Source organism: Gardnerella sp. KA00127, from assembly GCF_049244125.1.
In the GTDB taxonomy this organism is placed as follows: Bacteria; Actinomycetota; Actinomycetes; order Actinomycetales; family Bifidobacteriaceae; genus Bifidobacterium; species Bifidobacterium swidsinskii.
On sequence record NZ_CP058377.1, the window covers coordinates 853,534 to 870,023 of the forward strand.

Genomic DNA, 16,490 nt, shown 5'->3' on the forward strand with positions numbered 1-16,490 from the left:
AAATACTTAAGCGCAACAAGTATAGCTTATATTTCAAATTACCTATATTATTTATGTTGCATAAGTTTTAACACAAGGAGTCACACTAATGGACACTCGCAAAGAAGAAGAACGCGCGGAATTACATCGCACGATTTGGAAGATTGCCGACGATTTGCGAGGTTCTGTTGATGGATGGGATTTCAAAACTTATGTTCTTTGCACAATGTTCTATCGTTATATTTCTGAAGATTTATGCAATTTTATTAATGAAGATGAGCATAGAGCTGCAAAAGAAGGTAACGGCGATCCTAACTTTGATTACGCAAAACTTAGCGACGAGGATGCAGAATTCCTTAGAGAAGATATGATTAACAAAAAAGGCTTCTTCATGCTTCCTAGCGAACTGTTTTGCAATGTAACAAAAAATGCTCCGAATAACTCTAATTTGAATATTACACTAAACCACGTTTTTAAAAGTATTGAACAATCATCTCAAGGTTCTAAATCAAATGGAGATTTTGTTGGTCTATTTTCAGATTACGACGTGAACAATATTAAACTTGGCAACACTCTTGAAGAAAGAAACAAACGTTTTGTGCAATTGCTACAAGTTGTTGCAAACATGAGACTTGGAAACTTGCAAAATAACGTTATTGAGACTTTTGGTGATGCGTATGAATATTTAATGGGCATGTATGCATCTAACGCCGGAAAGTCCGGAGGTGAATACTTTACGCCTGCTGAGGTTTCTATGCTTCTTACGAAGCTTGGAACAGTTGGAAAAAAGCAAGTTAACGGCGTATACGATCCTGCGTGCGGATCTGGATCTTTGCTACTAAAAGCTAAGACTGTGCTTGGTCTTGAAAATATTTCGTATAAGTTCTGCGGTCAAGAAAAGAACGTTACTAGCTACAACTTATGCCGAATGAATATGTTTTTGCATGGCATAAACTTTTCAAAATTTAGTATTACGCTTGGCGACACTTTAATTAATCAACAGTTTGCAAGAGACAACGATAATGATCAAGGTAAAGATGAAAATGATTTTATATTTGATTTGATTGTTTCTAATCCTCCTTATTCCACGAGTTGGGAGGGAGATTCTAATCCTGTAATGATTAACGATCCTCGTTTTGCTCCAGCAGGTGTGCTTGCTCCAAAAAGCAAGGCAGACATGGCTTTTATAATGCATTGCTTAGCGCATTTATCTCCAAAAGGTTCAGCTGCTATTGTTTGCTTCCCTGGGATTATGTATAGAGGCGGAGCCGAGCAAAAGATTCGCCAATATTTAGTTGAGCATAATGCTGTTGATTGCGTGATTCAACTTCCAAGTAACTTGTTCTTTGGCACTTCGATTGCTACGTGCATTATGGTTTTGCGTAAAAACAAGCGGAATGATACTTCTGTACTGTTTGTTGATGCGAGCCGAGAGTTTGTAAAGTCAACGAATAGTAACAAGCTTTCGGACGAGAACATTGAGCAGATTGTTAAGTGGTACACTTCTAGGCAAGATGTGGAGCATATTGCGCACGTGGCATCTTTAGAAGAAGTTAAATCAAATAAATACAATCTTTCCGTTTCTACATACGTTGAAGCGGAAGATACTCGCGAAAAGATTAATATTACGGAGCTTAACGCGCAAATTGCAACGATTTGCGATCGCGAGCAGGAGTTGCGTGAACAGATTGAGAAGATTGTAAGCGAGATTGAAGCTGGCAGCGTTAACTTTGATAATAGCGAGGTGGCTCAATGACTAGCAGGCTTGAGGATTTAATCGCTGAGCTTTGCCCGAATGGTGTGGAGTATAAGAAAATTGGCGATATTGCTACGCTTTCTCGTGGTAAAGTAATGTCGAAAAGCTTTATAAATGATAATTCAGGTGAGTATCCTGTTTACTCGTCTCAAACAGAAAATAATGGTCAATTTGGTGCGATTTCTACTTACATGTTTGACGGTAAGTATGTGACATGGACAACTGATGGTGCTAATGCTGGAACAGTGTTCTATCGTGACGGTAAATTCAGTGTGACAAATGTTTGTGGCGTTATTGATATATCAGATTGTCAAGTTGACACTAAGTATGTGTATTATGCGTTGACAATTCATGCGAAGAACTATGTAAGTTCGGGCATGGGTAATGCAAAACTCATGAGTAATGTTATGAGTAAAGTAACAATCCCAGTGCCGCCGCTTGATGTGCAAGAGGAGATTGTGCGGATTTTAGATACGTTTACAGAGCTTACAGCAGAGCTTACAGCAGAGCTTACAGCAGAGCTTACAGCTCGTAAAAAGCAATACGAATACTATCGAGATACATTGCTCACATTTGACGACAATAATCCTCTACACTCGCTTATCCAACGCTACTTCCCTAATGGTGTGGAGTATAAGAAGATTGGCGATATTGCTACTGATGTATTCAGAGGTTATGGAATTAAAAAGGATCAGGTGACTTCTACTGGAATACCGTGCGTTAGATATGGGGAAATTTATACTAAATATAATTTATGGTTTGATTCTTGCTTTTCGCATACAAATGAATCTTTAATTACAAATAAAAAGTATTTTGAGCATGGTGATATTCTATTTGCAATTACTGGTGAGAGCGTTGAAGACATTGCTAAATCATGCGCTTATGTTGGTAATGAAAAATGTTTAGCTGGTGGAGATATCGTTGTTGTAAAACATAATCAAAATCCTAAGTATTTGAGTTATGCATTATCAACTACTGATGCTCGTTTGCAAAAAAGTTCTGGAAAAGTTAAGAGCAAGGTCGTTCATGCTAGCACAGAATCAATTAAAGGAATAACAATCCCAGTTCCGCCGCTTGAAGTACAGCGCCAAATCGTACAAATTCTGGATCGCTTTGACGCGTTGTGCAATGATTTAACTAAAGGCCTGCCTGCAGAAATCGAAGCTAGACGCAAGCAGTACGAGTACTATCGCGATCAACTCCTAACCTTCAAGCGTGCGTAATGTAGTTATGCACAATTTATGTAAAGTAAACTATAAAAGCGTATCTAGTATTACAATTTATATAAATTACATTTCTAGTGAGACTCGCCGAAGAGATTGAGGAGGTAAAAAATGTCTGATAGACTTGCTGATAACAGCAGCCCCCTAAGCCTACTAACAGTGCTCAAACCTGGGGGTTCTTCTTGTTTTTCAGCTGATTCAAAGCCTCCAAAATCTATTGACGATATGATTCAACTCATGAAAACTCGAGAATTAGTAGTTACAGATGAAAATAATTTAAAAAGTATGCTATATAACTGCAACTACTATAGATTATCTGGGTATTTTCGAGTGTTTCAAGTCGATCCTTCTTCTGGCAATAATCAGTTTAAGCCAGGCAGCAAAGACGTTGATTTTCTTGTTCCGTACAAAATGGATGAAGAATTGCGAACAATTATTCTTAAAGGTACCGCACAAGTAGAGTTAACATTAAGATCTAGATTTGCATATCACGTTGCAAACTCTGGAGGAGCATATACATACCTAAATTCAGATTCGTATATTAAAAAATCTAATATAAGCATAAATAATCTTTTATCTAATATGAATAAATGGCTGGAAAAATCTAACGAAGTTTGTATAAAACATTACAAGAGTAAGAAACAACCTATACCAATATGGGCTGCCGTTGAAGCTTTTCCATTTGATACTATTTCACGAATGATTTCTTTGTACAAAGATACTAATGTGTTGCGAAAACTTTTTGATTCAATGGGGTTAAAAACAGAAATTCGTAAATCTTCTGAATCAATCCATTCAATAGTGTACTTGCGCAATTTGTGTTCTCATCATTGCAGATTATGGTATAAGGAAACTGTAATATCAACTCCTTCAATTCGTGATGTTAAAAATTCTTCTTTATTAAACGGCTATACAGATAAATCTATTGCTGCAGCATTAGTAAATTTAATGTATTTAGTATCAAAAATAGAAAAAAATCATAATTATGAGATGGAAATAAAAGAATTTCTGAATAAAAATGAAGAATATAAAAATGGAATATTTAACCATTTACATTGGAGATAATTTAAATTTGTAGAATATAAATGAGTAAAATTATTTAAAAGGATAAGCAGCTACAATGAAAATCATATTAGAAGATCAAGATAGTACAGTAATGTCTATGTTTACTCCGAAAGTAAGCACAAGCACAAGCTATCAGAGCGAAGCACAACTCGAAGAAGAGTTCATTAACATTTTGCAATCCCAAGGCTACGAGTACGCTCACATTCACAATGAGAAAGATCTTATAGCAAACCTTCGCGTGCAAATCGAAAAGCTCAATAACTATCATTTTTTAGACTCCGAATGGAATCGCTTCTTTTCTTCTTGCATAGCAAACGATGCTGAAGGCATTGCTGAAAAAACTGAGAAGATTCAAAAAGGAAGTACGAAGCAAAGTTTTGTTTGTGATGATGGCGAAACAAAAAACATTTGCTTATTAGACAAAGAAAATATTCATAACAACATATTGCAAGTAATAAACCAATATTCTGTTAACACAAACGAATCCAATCCAAACTCCCCTAGCTACTCAAATCGTTACGATGTGACAATTCTAGTAAACGGATTACCAATGGTTCATATTGAGCTAAAGCGCAGAGGCATTCCTATTCGAGAAGCATTCAACCAAATTCAGCGCTACCAACGCGATTCCTTCTGGGCAGAAAGTGGCTTATTTAAATACGTGCAAATTTTTGTTATTTCAAACGGTACTCACACAAAGTATTATTCTAATTCCACTAGAATCGATGCGCGAAAACAAGTCGATAGCAAAATAAGCAATGCAAACACATCAATAAACAATTTTGAGTTTACTATAAATTGGTCTGACGCAAAAAACAATGTGATAAGTGACTTATGTGATTTTACGCAAACATTTTTTGCGAGAAACACAATACTAAACATACTCACTAAATATTGCGTATTTACTAAAGATAAAAAGCTTATGGTTATGAGACCGTACCAAATTACAGCTGCAGAACGCATAGTAAATCGCATAAAATATGCTGATAATTACAATAAATATGGTTCGATTGAAGGCGGCGGATATATTTGGCATACAACAGGATCTGGGAAAACTTTAACGAGTTTTAAAACAGCCCTGCTTGTTAATGAACTTAAAAATGCAAGTGGCGGTAATCTGATCGATAAAGTTTTATTTGTTGTTGACCGTAAAGATCTTGATTATCAAACAATAGTAGAATATGACAATTTTAAACCAGGATGCGCAAATAGTAATACTTCTACATCTATATTAGCTGAGCAATTATCCGATAATAGTGAGAAATCAAGACTGATTGTTACTACTATTCAAAAGCTAACAAGATTTATTAATTCCAATCCGACTCACGAAGTGTACAGCAAACATATTGTGTTTATTTTTGACGAATGCCATCGTAGCCAGTTTGGAGATATGCATTCGAATATAGAAAATCATTTTAACAAAAGTCTTATGTTTGGGTTTACTGGAACCCCGATTTTTGAAGAAAATGCTTTTGGTCCAGATACTGCTCATCTTTTTACAACTGAGCAAACTTTTGGAAGCAGACTTCACAGCTATACGATTATTGACGCAATTAATAATAAAAGCGTCTTGCCTTTCCGAGTAGAATACGTATCTACTGTTAAAACTTCTAGCGTTCTTGAAAAGAAAACAGATGAATTAGTAACAGACATTAGACGTCGAGAAGTAATAACAAACCATAAGCGTATACATAATATTACGGAGTATATTCTTAATAATTTTAGCCGAAAAACATATAGAAATGAGAAAAATTACAATCACAAAATTATTGTGAATGTTGAAGAACTTGCTAAAAGTAAAAGTGGAAAATCTGCTGAATATAAAAGTAATAACACAAAAGTTGAAACAATAAAAGAGAATACAATAGTAAGCGGATTCAACTCAATTTTTGCTGTTTCCGACATTGAGCTTGCAAAATTGTATTATACGGAGTTCAAAAAACAACAAGAAAAGTTACCTCAAGATGAGCGCTTAAAAGTTGTTACTATTTTTAGCTACTCTCCTAATGAAAAATATTCTGATTCTACAGATGCAAGAAGCATGGGAGACTATGTTCTTGGAGAAGAGAATCCAGAAAGTACGGCAAATCTTGATGAAAATTCGCGAGAATTCTTACAAAATGCTATAAACGACTACAATCAAATGTTTGGAATGCACTATGATACGTCAAACAGTGAATTTCAGAGTTACTATAAAGATGTGTCAATGAGAATGAAAAACAAGGAAATTGACATACTTATTGTAGTAAATATGTTCCTCACTGGATTTGATGCAAAAACGCTAAACACGCTTTGGGTAGATAAAAATTTGAGAATGCACGGTCTTATTCAAGCATTTTCCAGAACAAATCGCACGCTTAACTCAATCAAAACTTTTGGGAATATTGTTTGTTTTAGAGACTTACATAATCAAGTTAATAAAGCTATTAGTCTTTTTGGAGATAAAGATGCGCAAGGAATTGTGTTGTGCCCTACTTTTAACGAATTATATTACGGCTACACCGATAGCAATGGAAAACATTATTTAGGATATTTTGATCTTATTAACACGCTTAAAGATGATTATCCACTTAACAATTTGCGATTAGAAGGTGAGCCTAGGCAAAAAGAATTTGTAATACTACTTGGTAAAATTTTGCGAGCACAAAATATGCTAAGAGCATTTGACGAGTATGGTGGCAAAGAAATAGTCTCCGAACGCGATATGCAAAATTACTTGAGCGAATATCAGGATTTACGTGAAGAATGGAAGCGTAAAGAAGACGAAGCGGCTGACATTGTAGACGATGTTGTGTTTGAAATGGAACTTGTACAACAAGTAGAAGTAAATATTGATTACATTCTTGCTCTTGTAAACAAGTATAAAAATAATCATTGTAACACCAGAGAGCAAAAACTGGATATTGAAAAGGCAATAGGATCTAGCACAAAATTGCGCAGTAAAAAGGAACTTATAAAACAATTTATTGAACAGCTTGATGGTAGTATTTACGGCCTTGAATTAAGTAATAGTAATACTAAAAATGTAGAAAATATAGATATTAATGAAGAATGGAACAATTTTGTTGATAAACAATTTAAAACAGATTTAGCAAGCTTGATTAACAAAGAAAATCTTAACAAAACAAAAACGTATGACGTTATTCGAGATGCTTTCAATGATGGCGAATTAAAAACATTCGGAACTGGAATTGACTCCACACTTCCTGCGATTTCGCGATTTGGAGAAGCAGGAAAAAGACGAAGAATCATAGAAAAACGTGTTACTGAAGCACTTAAAACACTATTTGCTAAATATTTTGGCGTTTATAATCCTTTAGCTAATAAAAATACGCTAGATGATTCTCATATAGATTAATCACAGTGCAAGTATATAAAGTTTGATGTTATAGGCTCAAATTATTAACCGTTTTTGATTAATGATGATAGACTATTAGAACAAATGGATTGGGAGTACTCGGTCGGCGTAAAGCTCTAGGAACAAAAACCTAGAGCTTTACGCTTTTTCTTTGACTATAACTTGTCTATAATCATTTATACGTGCAACAAGCTCATTTCACTATAGGAAGTGTTGATTGCTGTTGCGTTTTTAGTAAGAACTTATTAATTAACCTTTTAAACACTATAAAGTATAATGAAAATGTAATTGCGGTGTGCGTTTGCGGACACACACCTGTGGGAGTTGACATAGTTTCGGCTCCCACTTTTATTTTGAGTCGTTGAATAGTAATAGCGAATATCTAGAAATAGTGATAAACTCACTGGTGACAGCAGCCCCCCTAAGCCTACTAACAGTGCTCAAATCTGGGGGTTCTTTTTTTGGTAAGCGTCTCTGCAATTTAAGCATTGGGGTTATATGCCAAAAAGTGTGTAAAGCCAATCTGGTGAATATTATTGGTGGCATAAGCCAAGATCTAAACACCGTTACAACTCAGTCAACTATCTGAGAAAATAACGGTGTTTAACGATTGCTACGTACTACTTTCTGAATCAACCAGCTTAAAGCCGCAGCGCATTAAACCTTTTAGCGATAGCCTTCACTAAGTACGCAAAACAGCTTAAAGTACGCAAAACCGCCTAATCCTAATACCCAATCACATCTTTCTCAACTTCGCGTATAACATCCTCGGATATGTTTTCAACAGCAATTCGGTAAACCTTATTCATGCGAGGATTATAAATACCCAAGTACTTAATATTCTGAAACTCTGGATGAATAGAACGCAAACCCATACGCCAATACATAAGCAGTTGAAGAGTCTGATCCTTATCCAGCTTTTCTTTAGAAACTTTAAAATCCCACAAAGTATCTGCTGTTATAAAATCACCATCGCCAGCACTTACCGTATCAGTGTAACCGCCCTCTAGCGTAAAACCATCAAGCACCTTCGGGCCATAACACTCAAGAAAATGAAGCGAGCGCTGAACCATAACTCTGATGTTCTGGATTGTGTGCTCATCGGGATTGATTTCGTCAAAAGGCCTGTAGCCAATAGGACCATATCTAAAGCATACGTCGAATCCAACAAGTTTGACGGCGTTAACTATATCTTCATCGCCAAGTCCTTTAATGCCAGACATAAGTTTCGATGCATTATCGTGTTCGTTTATAATCATTGCGCCCAATAAGGAAATTTTAAACGCGTCTATTGCACTCGATCCAGACATTAAACGAGTCATGTAGTCAACTACTATACCAACTAAACTTGGGTGAATGTTCTCTTTATCGTATAAGTCTTCTATTCCTTCGCCTAATGATTCTTCAACAAATTCTTTTCGTGGCAAATATCCACCATAAGGTTGTTTAATGCTTTTAATGCGTTGTGTAACTGAATATCCCATAACTAAACACTCTCCTCATTAAAAGTGCGTAAAGATTATGAAACTATTTTAATAGAATCAGCTTACGTATTTAATAGAATCAGCGTACGAACAAATTCATTGAGACAAAAAACTGATATGTAATCCTTTTGTCTAACCCACTGCAATTTTTAACGTGTTAACAAAAGGCTCAAGTAGCGTGATGCTTGCGAAACATATAACACAGAAAGCAAACAGTTTCAAAGTATAAAAGCAACAGTTTCAGAGTACAAAAGGAAAAGTTTCATTGCATACAAGAGTTAAGAAACTAGACCTGCCCATTTACTACTTATTACAAGGCTGACCAACCTCATAAATTCCTTATCTCCGAATCTCCAATAAAGTCTATGAGGAACTTGCCAAATGAAGTATTTAACACGAGAACAGGTGATTAAACTTTTGCTTTCATCTGCTTGCGTATGCTTGCAACTATTTTGTAAAATAAGCATAGAAAGGACGCGAACACAATGTCAAATACGAATGCTGTATATGCAAGAATCGATACAAATCTTAAAGAAAACGCTGAAAGCATATTGAACCAGCTTGGCATAACACCGTCTTCTGCGATTCAAATGCTTTACAGCCAGATTGTTTTACAAAAAGGCATGCCATTCGAACTCCGCTTGCCAACTAATAAGCCTACTGCTTTAGGCAGCTTAACAAGAGATGAGTTGGATAAGGAATTGCAAAAGGGTATCGACTCTATTTCGACTGGCAAACAATATAGTGTAGATGAAGTAGATCAGTTCTTTGCAAAGGAATATGGTGCATGAGTACAACTTATAACATCATCTATTCTCCGCAAGCGTTCCTTGATCTTACAGAACTATACGAATACATTCGCTTTACATTACAAGTTCCAAAAACAGCTGAAAAACAAGTCAACCGCATTAAGTATGCTATACGTTCTCTTGAGACTATGCCTATGCGATATCCTCCTGTAGCGTGGGAACCCTGGCATTCTGTGGGAATACGCAGAGTTTCAGTCGATAACTACACAGTTTTTTACCAAGTAGACGAAAACCAAATGACTGTAACAGTTATTCGTATCTTCTACTCAGGCAGAAATATTGAAAACATTGTTAACGACTCAAACAATTAATGCGCGATTTGGGATAGAAAAGTACTGGCAACGTATTCACACTTTTTTGAGTGCACACTATGGATATTGGGTGCACCTTTTAACGATAGGAAAATATCGCAAAAAGGTTTAAGATTGGCTTGATAACTTGATTCTTGAGCATAAAAACAGCCTAGAAGCTCCCCTAGGCTGGTTGCAACGTTTCGTGGGATTTGACACTCTTTTAACTTTTGCACTAGTTTATTTCTATGTCTTCTAATCGTTCCTTTTTTTAATTATCTTTCTTTATCAATCGTTCTCTTTCAGAGCAAGTTCTATAAGCTTATCCGTGTAATCAGCCATAAATAACGGAATATTCAACATATCATCGTCTAGTTTGAGATTATTCAGCGAGAATCGTATACGTAATTTCGTTTGATTAGGGAATAATTCTTTAAACTTTTTCAAACTTCTACTATTAATATTTGCTTCAGATTTAACTTCAATAGGGAAAATATCATTTTCTCGTTGAATAAGAAAATCCACTTCATACGGCGGATTCGTTTGAGACCAGTATCTAGGCATCACTTCAAATTGAGTAAGCAGCGCTTGCAAAACATAATTTTCTGTTAAAGCACCCTTAAACTCAGTAAACAGTCTATTGCCTTCCGCAAACGCAGTCGGAGCAAGTTGAGATAATCGCCTTAACAAACCAACATCTGCCAAATAAATCTTAAAAGCAGATACATCATCATAAGCAGCAATAGGTAAACTCGACGCAGTATTTCTATAAATTTTATACACCAATTGTGCTGACACCAACCATTGCAAAGCATCTTCATATTCTCTTGCTCGCGCACCATTTTTAACAACTTTATACAAGAATTTTTTGTTTTCACGCGCAAGTTGAGACGGAATAGAATTCCAAATCATTGATATTTTAGGAAACTCACTAACACTAGGATGTTTCGCAAAATCTCGTTCATAAGCTGTTATGATCTCAAACAACGTTTCTTGCATTGCGTTTACATCTCGCGCTTTAGCCCACATTAAAACTGACTCAGGCATTCCCCCTGTAACATAATACATTTTTAATTTCTCGCATAGAGGGTTAAAAAATGCGTCTGGAATCTGCTCTATTTTATCGATTTGTTTAATATACTTCGCTAGATTTTCATCTCCATTAGCAAGTAAAAACTCAGTGAAATTCATTGGGTTTATTTGCATAAAATTAACTTTTCCAACTGGGAATGAAGATGGTTTTGCAAGTGTTATTCCAAGCAACGATCCAGCGCAAGCAACATGATATTGCGGAGCGTTTTCACAAAAATATTTCATCGAGTTTATTACTTCTGGGCAATCCTGAACCTCATCAAATATAATCAACGTGTTTTCTGCTTCGATTTTTTGACCACTTGCAAGCATTAGATTTTGTAAAATTCGCTCCACGTTTTTAGTGGTTTCAAAGAATTGCTTATATTCTTTGTTTTCATCGAAGTTAAAATAAGCAATATTTTTGTAGTAAAGCTTACCAAATTCTTTTAGTATCCAAGTTTTACCAACTTGACGCACGCCTTTTAATATCAATGGTTTACGATACGGTGAGTTCTTCCATGCTAAAAGTTTACTCATAATCAGCCTTTTCATGACTACTCACCTTTCACTTGACGCTACGCTATTAAATATTGCAACCGTATTAACGCTTGACTATTTCTACGCGAGTTGCACTGTTGTTCTGTTATATTTTGCGGTATCTTTTATCGTATATCACATTATTATATACGTTTTGGCGCATTTAATCACATTATTATACGTATTTTAGTGTTTTTTATCACATAATTATACGCATTGAGCAATGCTGAGCATAAAAACACGTAAAAACACGCAGCAAAAATTACTTCACACGCACTAAATATCTTGCCCTTTATGACTCGATAACATGTATTTCACATACCGTGCTTTCCAATCATCTTCACGAACGCAAGCAAACGCATTCGTCACAGACTGCAAGCCTAAACTTTTAACATACTTACAAGCAATACTAAAACTATTATCAACGCTAATCTCTTCATTCACTAGCAAACTATACTCTTTCATAAACAGCAAGATTTACAGAAACAGAAGAACCAATATCATCGCGCGCGTTTAACGCCTCCAACAACATTCCCTCATAAACGAAGCAATCACATGCAAATCTTCACACTCATAATACTCAACAAGCAACTTCTTAAACTCAGGAACCTTATTTTCTGGAATAACCAACAAGCCCCTGCCATGAGAAATCAAATAATGTAGAGAACTTTTTTACAATTTTTACACCGTTTTGTTCTCCAAAACATAAGCAACTAGAGTACACAACTATGGATGCTACTATCTGGCAATCTTCCGATAGTCTTATATTCCTACATATAACCACTCTGCCCCACTACCAATATGCCCTACTGCTCTCTGCAATTACTCCAGTGCTATATTCATACGTGTAGGTGCTCTGCATATGAGCATCACTCGGCGACCAGCTTCCATTTGAAGATTTTGAAGCCTTAAACAGAATATAAAGACCACATTTTCCATCCTGAGAGTCCCTGTTATACTGCAGATAAGTAATGTCCGAACGGCTTTCACTCAGAACAAAGTACATATCTCCCTTGGCGGTATAGTTCTCCTTGAACGCAAAGCCTTTCGCCGCAAAATACTTATCAAATATCTTAAGCGCTGCATTTCTTTCCTTCTTTGATTCTAAATCATGCTCAGCGGAATCATGCAAATCGTAATTTTTATCTGGCTCTTCAACCTTTAATCTTGTATCTTTTAATCTTGTATCTTTCCTGTTATTACGATCAATTCTGCTATACCACTCAGATTCACTTATTTTTGGATCAGTATCAGTTGAATCTTTCATTGGTCGAAGATACTTAAGGAAAAACGGGCCTTCAGACTTATAAAGATAATACTCAAAAGGAGCATACATATCGTCCACGTGCTCTGTGTATGTACCATTATCATTTTGTTTCACAGAATATCTGCCAACAATAAACAAAACGTCAAAAAATCCAAGACCTAAGATAATCAATACACAAAGCAGAACATGTAGACAACGAAGTACAATTCTTATACCTATCTTCCGTACACGCGAAATAAGATAGAGATTATAGAAGACACATACAAGAGCAATCGTAATCATCCAAACAACTGGCATTGCCGCGCATATAACATATACCCAAGTCTGCAAAAGCCACTGATTTGGAAGACGTACCGCAGTTATTCCAAAGAATGCAGTTAGAATACCACTTAACACAAAAAAGCAACAAAGAATTAGCGAGATTCTACCCTTCCACCGTTGCTTGCCATAGCTAAGAAAAGATTTATTACGCTCTACATTTGCACTACTAAAACGGCTGTGTAGATTGCGCTGCCAAATAACACCAATAACCCAAATAAGAGAAACTACAACAAGAAGCAGAATTGCAAAACAATAGGTGATCCATCCAAAAAGCTGTAGCTTATTGGATGCCATAAAAACAGTTCCAATAATCATTAAGATGGAAAAGATTTCCGCACTCGGCTGCAAAACCTTATACTTGGATAATTCCTTATTTGCACTGCGAAGGTTTTCACATATTTGCTCATGTGATTCACAATATAGAGGATTTTTCTCATCTGTGGGAGTATGTTCCTGCTTTTCTTTCTCTTTCTCTCTTCCCCCTTGTAGATTATCTTTCTTTCTCAATTATTCTCCTTCAGCGCAAGTTCTATAAGTTTATCTGTATAATCAGCCTTTTCATGATTACTCACCTTTCATCTTGCATTACACTATTAGATATTGCAGCCGTATTAACGCTCGGCTGTTTCTACGCTTAGTTTCACTGCTGTTCTGTTATATTTTGCGTTATCTTTTATCGTGTATCACATGTTTTGGTGCATTTAATCACATAATTATACATATTTTAGTGTTTTTTATCACATAATTCTACACATTGAACAGTGCACAACGCAGTGAGCACATCCATCTGTTTTGCACACAATATTATGCAACCAAGATTTACTTTATTCTTATCAGAAACCTCGGTAATACCATTTTCCAGTTAATCATTCAACTCACCTTAAGTTCGCATCACTCAAGGTCTTATAAAACAATCTACCTTAAGAAAATAAACCTCAAAAACCGTTTCTATAAACTTTTCTCATCAAATAGATAGATTCTTGTTACGATCTTCAATACAATTGCAAATTAAATCTACAGCTTTATAAAACTCATCAGATGATAATTCATCAATTTTTCTATTAAACGCAAAATGATTTGTCCAAAATTCTTTTGGATACCAAGAATTACTTTGTTGATCAACAAATGCACCTAAGTAATTTAAACGAACAAATTCCTTCCAATTATTGTTAAAATTATCCATCCATTTCTTGAATCTAAATACAGACTCAGCCATATGATCATTTCCATTATATCTGTTAAGCAATTCAAAAAGATATTTGTCATCATATGAATGACACCATTTAAAAATACAATACATGACTATATCCCAATAATCAGAATCGGCATATTCTCCACTCCTCTCTCTATTAAAATACAAAGGAACTGGAATTAAATTGCCCTTCGAATGTGCTAACTTTGAAAAATCCTCCATCCTTTTTGGCAATTTTGAACCCGCAATGATTTTGTCCGCGCATCTAATCTTGCCAACACTACGCATACCTTTAAGTCCTTCAGTTAACACAAAATACTTTCTTATAAAATTACCAAATGAAGTCATTGTATCCCCGTGATACACTATGCCATCTTTTACTATTTCAAATTTGTGTTTACTCTTACCTTCATATTGTTTTTTACACTTACCATTTTTTAAATAAGAATATTTTTCCAAATATTGATCGATAGCCCACTTCGATACATCTACATCTATTATGTTATTCTTTTCTTTATTAGTTTTACAATAAGCTGCCCATAATAAACTCGAAGACTTTTCAAGCTCTTCTTTATTGAATCTATTTTTTATATACAATGAGATAAATTCTTTTTTACCGTCATATAATTCCATAATGATTGCACCTACTTAATAATCTTTGTGAATTGTGAATTGTGAATGTTATATCATATACCTTTAATACTTCCAACATTTTAGCAACCCCTCAATCATTTTCCCATCCACTCGCGCCTTCCACATACCTACTTGTTGCCTTTGTTTCTACATTGAAGTATGTTATCAGCAATAGGAGGTACAAATTCATGGATAAAAATGAAAACATTAATTTACCTACGAAGGTCACCATTACTTTAGATCTTGACAAATTATACAATGAACTAAAAGAAAATGGTTGGAAACCTAATAGTACGGCTAAATACTACAAGCATTACATCCTTAAACATATTGGTAAAGAAGATACTATTCTTGGACCTGATGAAAGCGTGCGATATCTAATTGATCTGCTAGCCACAATTTCATCCCGTCATTTCTTATCAATGATTGAACCAGGCCCTGGCAAAGACGCTCTTATAAAACGTGTTATACACGAATATGAAAAATACCCCCCCTATTTTTTCAAACACAAAAGTCTAACTTTTTTTGGGGGGGGCACATCACATTTACATCTGATAACTATTTCTTAGTTCTAAATAATATTATTTATTCAACTCCTATGGAATTTAAAAAATCAATAAGTGTTTTTCCAAGTTCTTCGTTTTCTTTTACTAGTTTTATGCATTTTTTAGGAATGCAGTAGAATTTATTGGCTTCATCTCTTAAAACTATGAAATTTTTTTCTTCGCCTTCAGTGCAATTGTTTTTTTCGCATAAAACTCCGTAGTGAGTTTGATTTTTACTTAAGGTATTTCTTACTAGCATGATTTGTTTAATTTCTGTTTCTTTTATTACTCCCTTCAAAGCATCATGTGGGTGAAAATTACCTGTAGTTATATCTACGTTATAATTGTTAGAATGTATTTTAGCTTTTTTATAATTTTTTTGTTTACTTATGCAATCAAATAAATTATTACCTTCTTCATCAACCAACTCATCATTTTCTTCATAATTTTTCAAATCTATTATATCCGTACTTGTATTTGTATTTAAATCATCTTCTGTAAGTCCAAAAGTATATGGCATTAAAAAAATTTTGTTATATTTACTGTAAATATCCACTTCATTTTCTAGATTTATTGCCCACCAATATAAATTTTTGAATTTACCTCTACCTCTAGTAGGCATGTTAATTTGATTTTGAATTGTTTTAAATTTACTTAAATACTTATTCAATGTTTCTATCTCAGAATATGCTTTTCCAGCATTTTTTATTTCAGTATTTAACTCTTCGTTCGAACTATTGTTACCCATAATAAACTCTCTTTCCTTCTGCGTAAAATCCACATACAAAGCCAGGTGCAAAGGGGGTGCATTTTTTACATCAATCTTGTACACTCAAACTCGTTTCGATACTAGCCTTTGACATCAATACTACACTCTCCACGCGTCTCGACATTACGCCTTGGACATTAGGCAAACACACTCCACGTGTGTCGGGTTATAACTATGGATTGAATTTG

At 35.0% G+C, this 16,490-nt stretch carries 13 protein-coding genes and 1 pseudogene; 7 read left to right on the plus strand and 7 right to left on the minus strand.

Annotated elements, in window-relative coordinates; genetic code table 11:
• The first annotated feature begins 88 nt into the window (after positions 1-88).
• The 4 genes from HXT48_RS03355 (at position 89) to HXT48_RS03370 (ending at position 7,381) form a co-directional block, all read left to right on the plus strand.
• Positions 89-1,735 carry a type I restriction-modification system subunit M gene (locus HXT48_RS03355; RefSeq protein ID WP_102155169.1) on the plus strand — a complete coding sequence of 549 codons (1,647 nt, stop codon included), beginning with the start codon at positions 89-91 and terminating at the stop codon, positions 1,733-1,735.
• Positions 1,732-2,958 (plus strand): restriction endonuclease subunit S, encoded by a 1,227-nt coding sequence (locus HXT48_RS03360; protein WP_421793186.1) that lies wholly within the window; start codon positions 1,732-1,734, stop codon positions 2,956-2,958. Before HXT48_RS03355 ends, HXT48_RS03360 begins: the two co-directional genes overlap by 4 nt.
• Before the next feature lie 111 nt (positions 2,959-3,069).
• Entirely contained in the window at positions 3,070-4,023 is a 954-nt protein-coding gene (locus HXT48_RS03365) for an Abi family protein (RefSeq protein ID WP_102155173.1), read from the plus strand.
• Between the two features lie 55 nt (positions 4,024-4,078).
• Complete coding sequence (locus HXT48_RS03370; RefSeq protein ID WP_102155175.1) at positions 4,079-7,381, plus strand: type I restriction endonuclease subunit R; 3,303 nt, start codon at positions 4,079-4,081, stop codon at positions 7,379-7,381.
• A 725-nt stretch (positions 7,382-8,106) separates the two neighbouring features.
• Here HXT48_RS03370 and HXT48_RS03375 read toward each other — a convergent pair.
• Positions 8,107-8,865, minus strand: a complete 759-nt coding sequence (locus HXT48_RS03375) for a hypothetical protein (RefSeq protein WP_102155177.1) — start codon at positions 8,863-8,865, stop codon at positions 8,107-8,109.
• Between the two features lie 485 nt (positions 8,866-9,350).
• Here HXT48_RS03375 and HXT48_RS03380 point away from each other — a divergent pair, with 485 nt between their 5' ends.
• Together HXT48_RS03380 and HXT48_RS03385 are read left to right on the plus strand one after the other, a co-directional pair.
• Positions 9,351-9,656, plus strand: a complete 306-nt coding sequence (locus HXT48_RS03380) for a type II toxin-antitoxin system RelB/DinJ family antitoxin (RefSeq protein WP_004109047.1) — start codon at positions 9,351-9,353, stop codon at positions 9,654-9,656.
• On the plus strand, positions 9,653-9,985 hold the full coding sequence (locus HXT48_RS03385) for a type II toxin-antitoxin system RelE/ParE family toxin (RefSeq protein WP_033888429.1): 333 nt from the start codon (positions 9,653-9,655) through the stop codon (positions 9,983-9,985). Before HXT48_RS03380 ends, HXT48_RS03385 begins: the two co-directional genes overlap by 4 nt.
• Before the next feature lie 267 nt (positions 9,986-10,252).
• Here HXT48_RS03385 and HXT48_RS03390 read toward each other — a convergent pair whose 3' ends face one another.
• The 5 genes from HXT48_RS03390 to HXT48_RS03410 all read right to left on the minus strand — a co-directional run bounded on the left by HXT48_RS03390 (position 10,253) and on the right by HXT48_RS03410 (position 14,988).
• Positions 10,253-11,590 carry an ATP-binding protein gene (locus HXT48_RS03390; protein WP_102155180.1) on the minus strand — a complete coding sequence of 446 codons (1,338 nt, stop codon included), beginning with the start codon at positions 11,588-11,590 and terminating at the stop codon, positions 10,253-10,255.
• A 261-nt stretch (positions 11,591-11,851) separates the two neighbouring features.
• On the minus strand, positions 11,852-12,019 hold the full coding sequence (locus HXT48_RS03395) for a hypothetical protein (protein ID WP_012914158.1): 168 nt from the start codon (positions 12,017-12,019) through the stop codon (positions 11,852-11,854).
• A gap of 69 nt (positions 12,020-12,088) precedes the next feature.
• Positions 12,089-12,229, minus strand: a complete 141-nt coding sequence (locus HXT48_RS03400) for a hypothetical protein (protein ID WP_004109059.1) — start codon at positions 12,227-12,229, stop codon at positions 12,089-12,091.
• A gap of 139 nt (positions 12,230-12,368) precedes the next feature.
• Entirely contained in the window at positions 12,369-13,670 is a 1,302-nt protein-coding gene (locus HXT48_RS03405; RefSeq protein WP_004109077.1) for a hypothetical protein, read from the minus strand.
• A 457-nt stretch (positions 13,671-14,127) separates the two neighbouring features.
• Positions 14,128-14,988, minus strand: coding sequence for a hypothetical protein (locus tag HXT48_RS03410; protein ID WP_012914156.1), 861 nt, complete (start codon positions 14,986-14,988; stop codon positions 14,128-14,130).
• A 188-nt stretch (positions 14,989-15,176) separates the two neighbouring features.
• On the opposite strand from HXT48_RS03410, the pseudogene HXT48_RS03415 reads away from it, so the two are divergent.
• A pseudogene (locus HXT48_RS03415) lies at positions 15,177-15,473 on the plus strand (hypothetical protein); the annotation flags it as partial.
• A 100-nt stretch (positions 15,474-15,573) separates the two neighbouring features.
• On the opposite strand, the gene HXT48_RS03420 reads toward HXT48_RS03415, so the two are convergent.
• Positions 15,574-16,365, minus strand: coding sequence for a hypothetical protein (locus tag HXT48_RS03420; protein ID WP_421792945.1), 792 nt, complete (start codon positions 16,363-16,365; stop codon positions 15,574-15,576).
• Positions 16,366-16,490 lie beyond the last annotated feature (125 nt).

Bases quoted from the DNA above. Each gene is read 5' to 3' on its own strand.
- HXT48_RS03355 (WP_102155169.1), top strand. From the start codon at position 89: ATGGACACTCGCAAAGAAGAAGAACGCGCGGAATTACATCGCACGATT.
- HXT48_RS03360 (WP_421793186.1), top strand. From the start codon at position 1,732: ATGACTAGCAGGCTTGAGGATTTAATCGCTGAGCTTTGCCCGAATGGT.
- HXT48_RS03365 (WP_102155173.1), top strand. From the start codon at position 3,070: ATGTCTGATAGACTTGCTGATAACAGCAGCCCCCTAAGCCTACTAACA.
- HXT48_RS03370 (WP_102155175.1), top strand. From the start codon at position 4,079: ATGAAAATCATATTAGAAGATCAAGATAGTACAGTAATGTCTATGTTT.
- HXT48_RS03375 (WP_102155177.1), bottom strand. From the start codon at position 8,865: ATGGGATATTCAGTTACACAACGCATTAAAAGCATTAAACAACCTTAT.
- HXT48_RS03380 (WP_004109047.1), top strand. From the start codon at position 9,351: ATGTCAAATACGAATGCTGTATATGCAAGAATCGATACAAATCTTAAA.
- HXT48_RS03385 (WP_033888429.1), top strand. From the start codon at position 9,653: ATGAGTACAACTTATAACATCATCTATTCTCCGCAAGCGTTCCTTGAT.
- HXT48_RS03390 (WP_102155180.1), bottom strand. From the start codon at position 11,590: ATGAAAAGGCTGATTATGAGTAAACTTTTAGCATGGAAGAACTCACCG.
- HXT48_RS03410 (WP_012914156.1), bottom strand. From the start codon at position 14,988: ATGGAATTATATGACGGTAAAAAAGAATTTATCTCATTGTATATAAAA.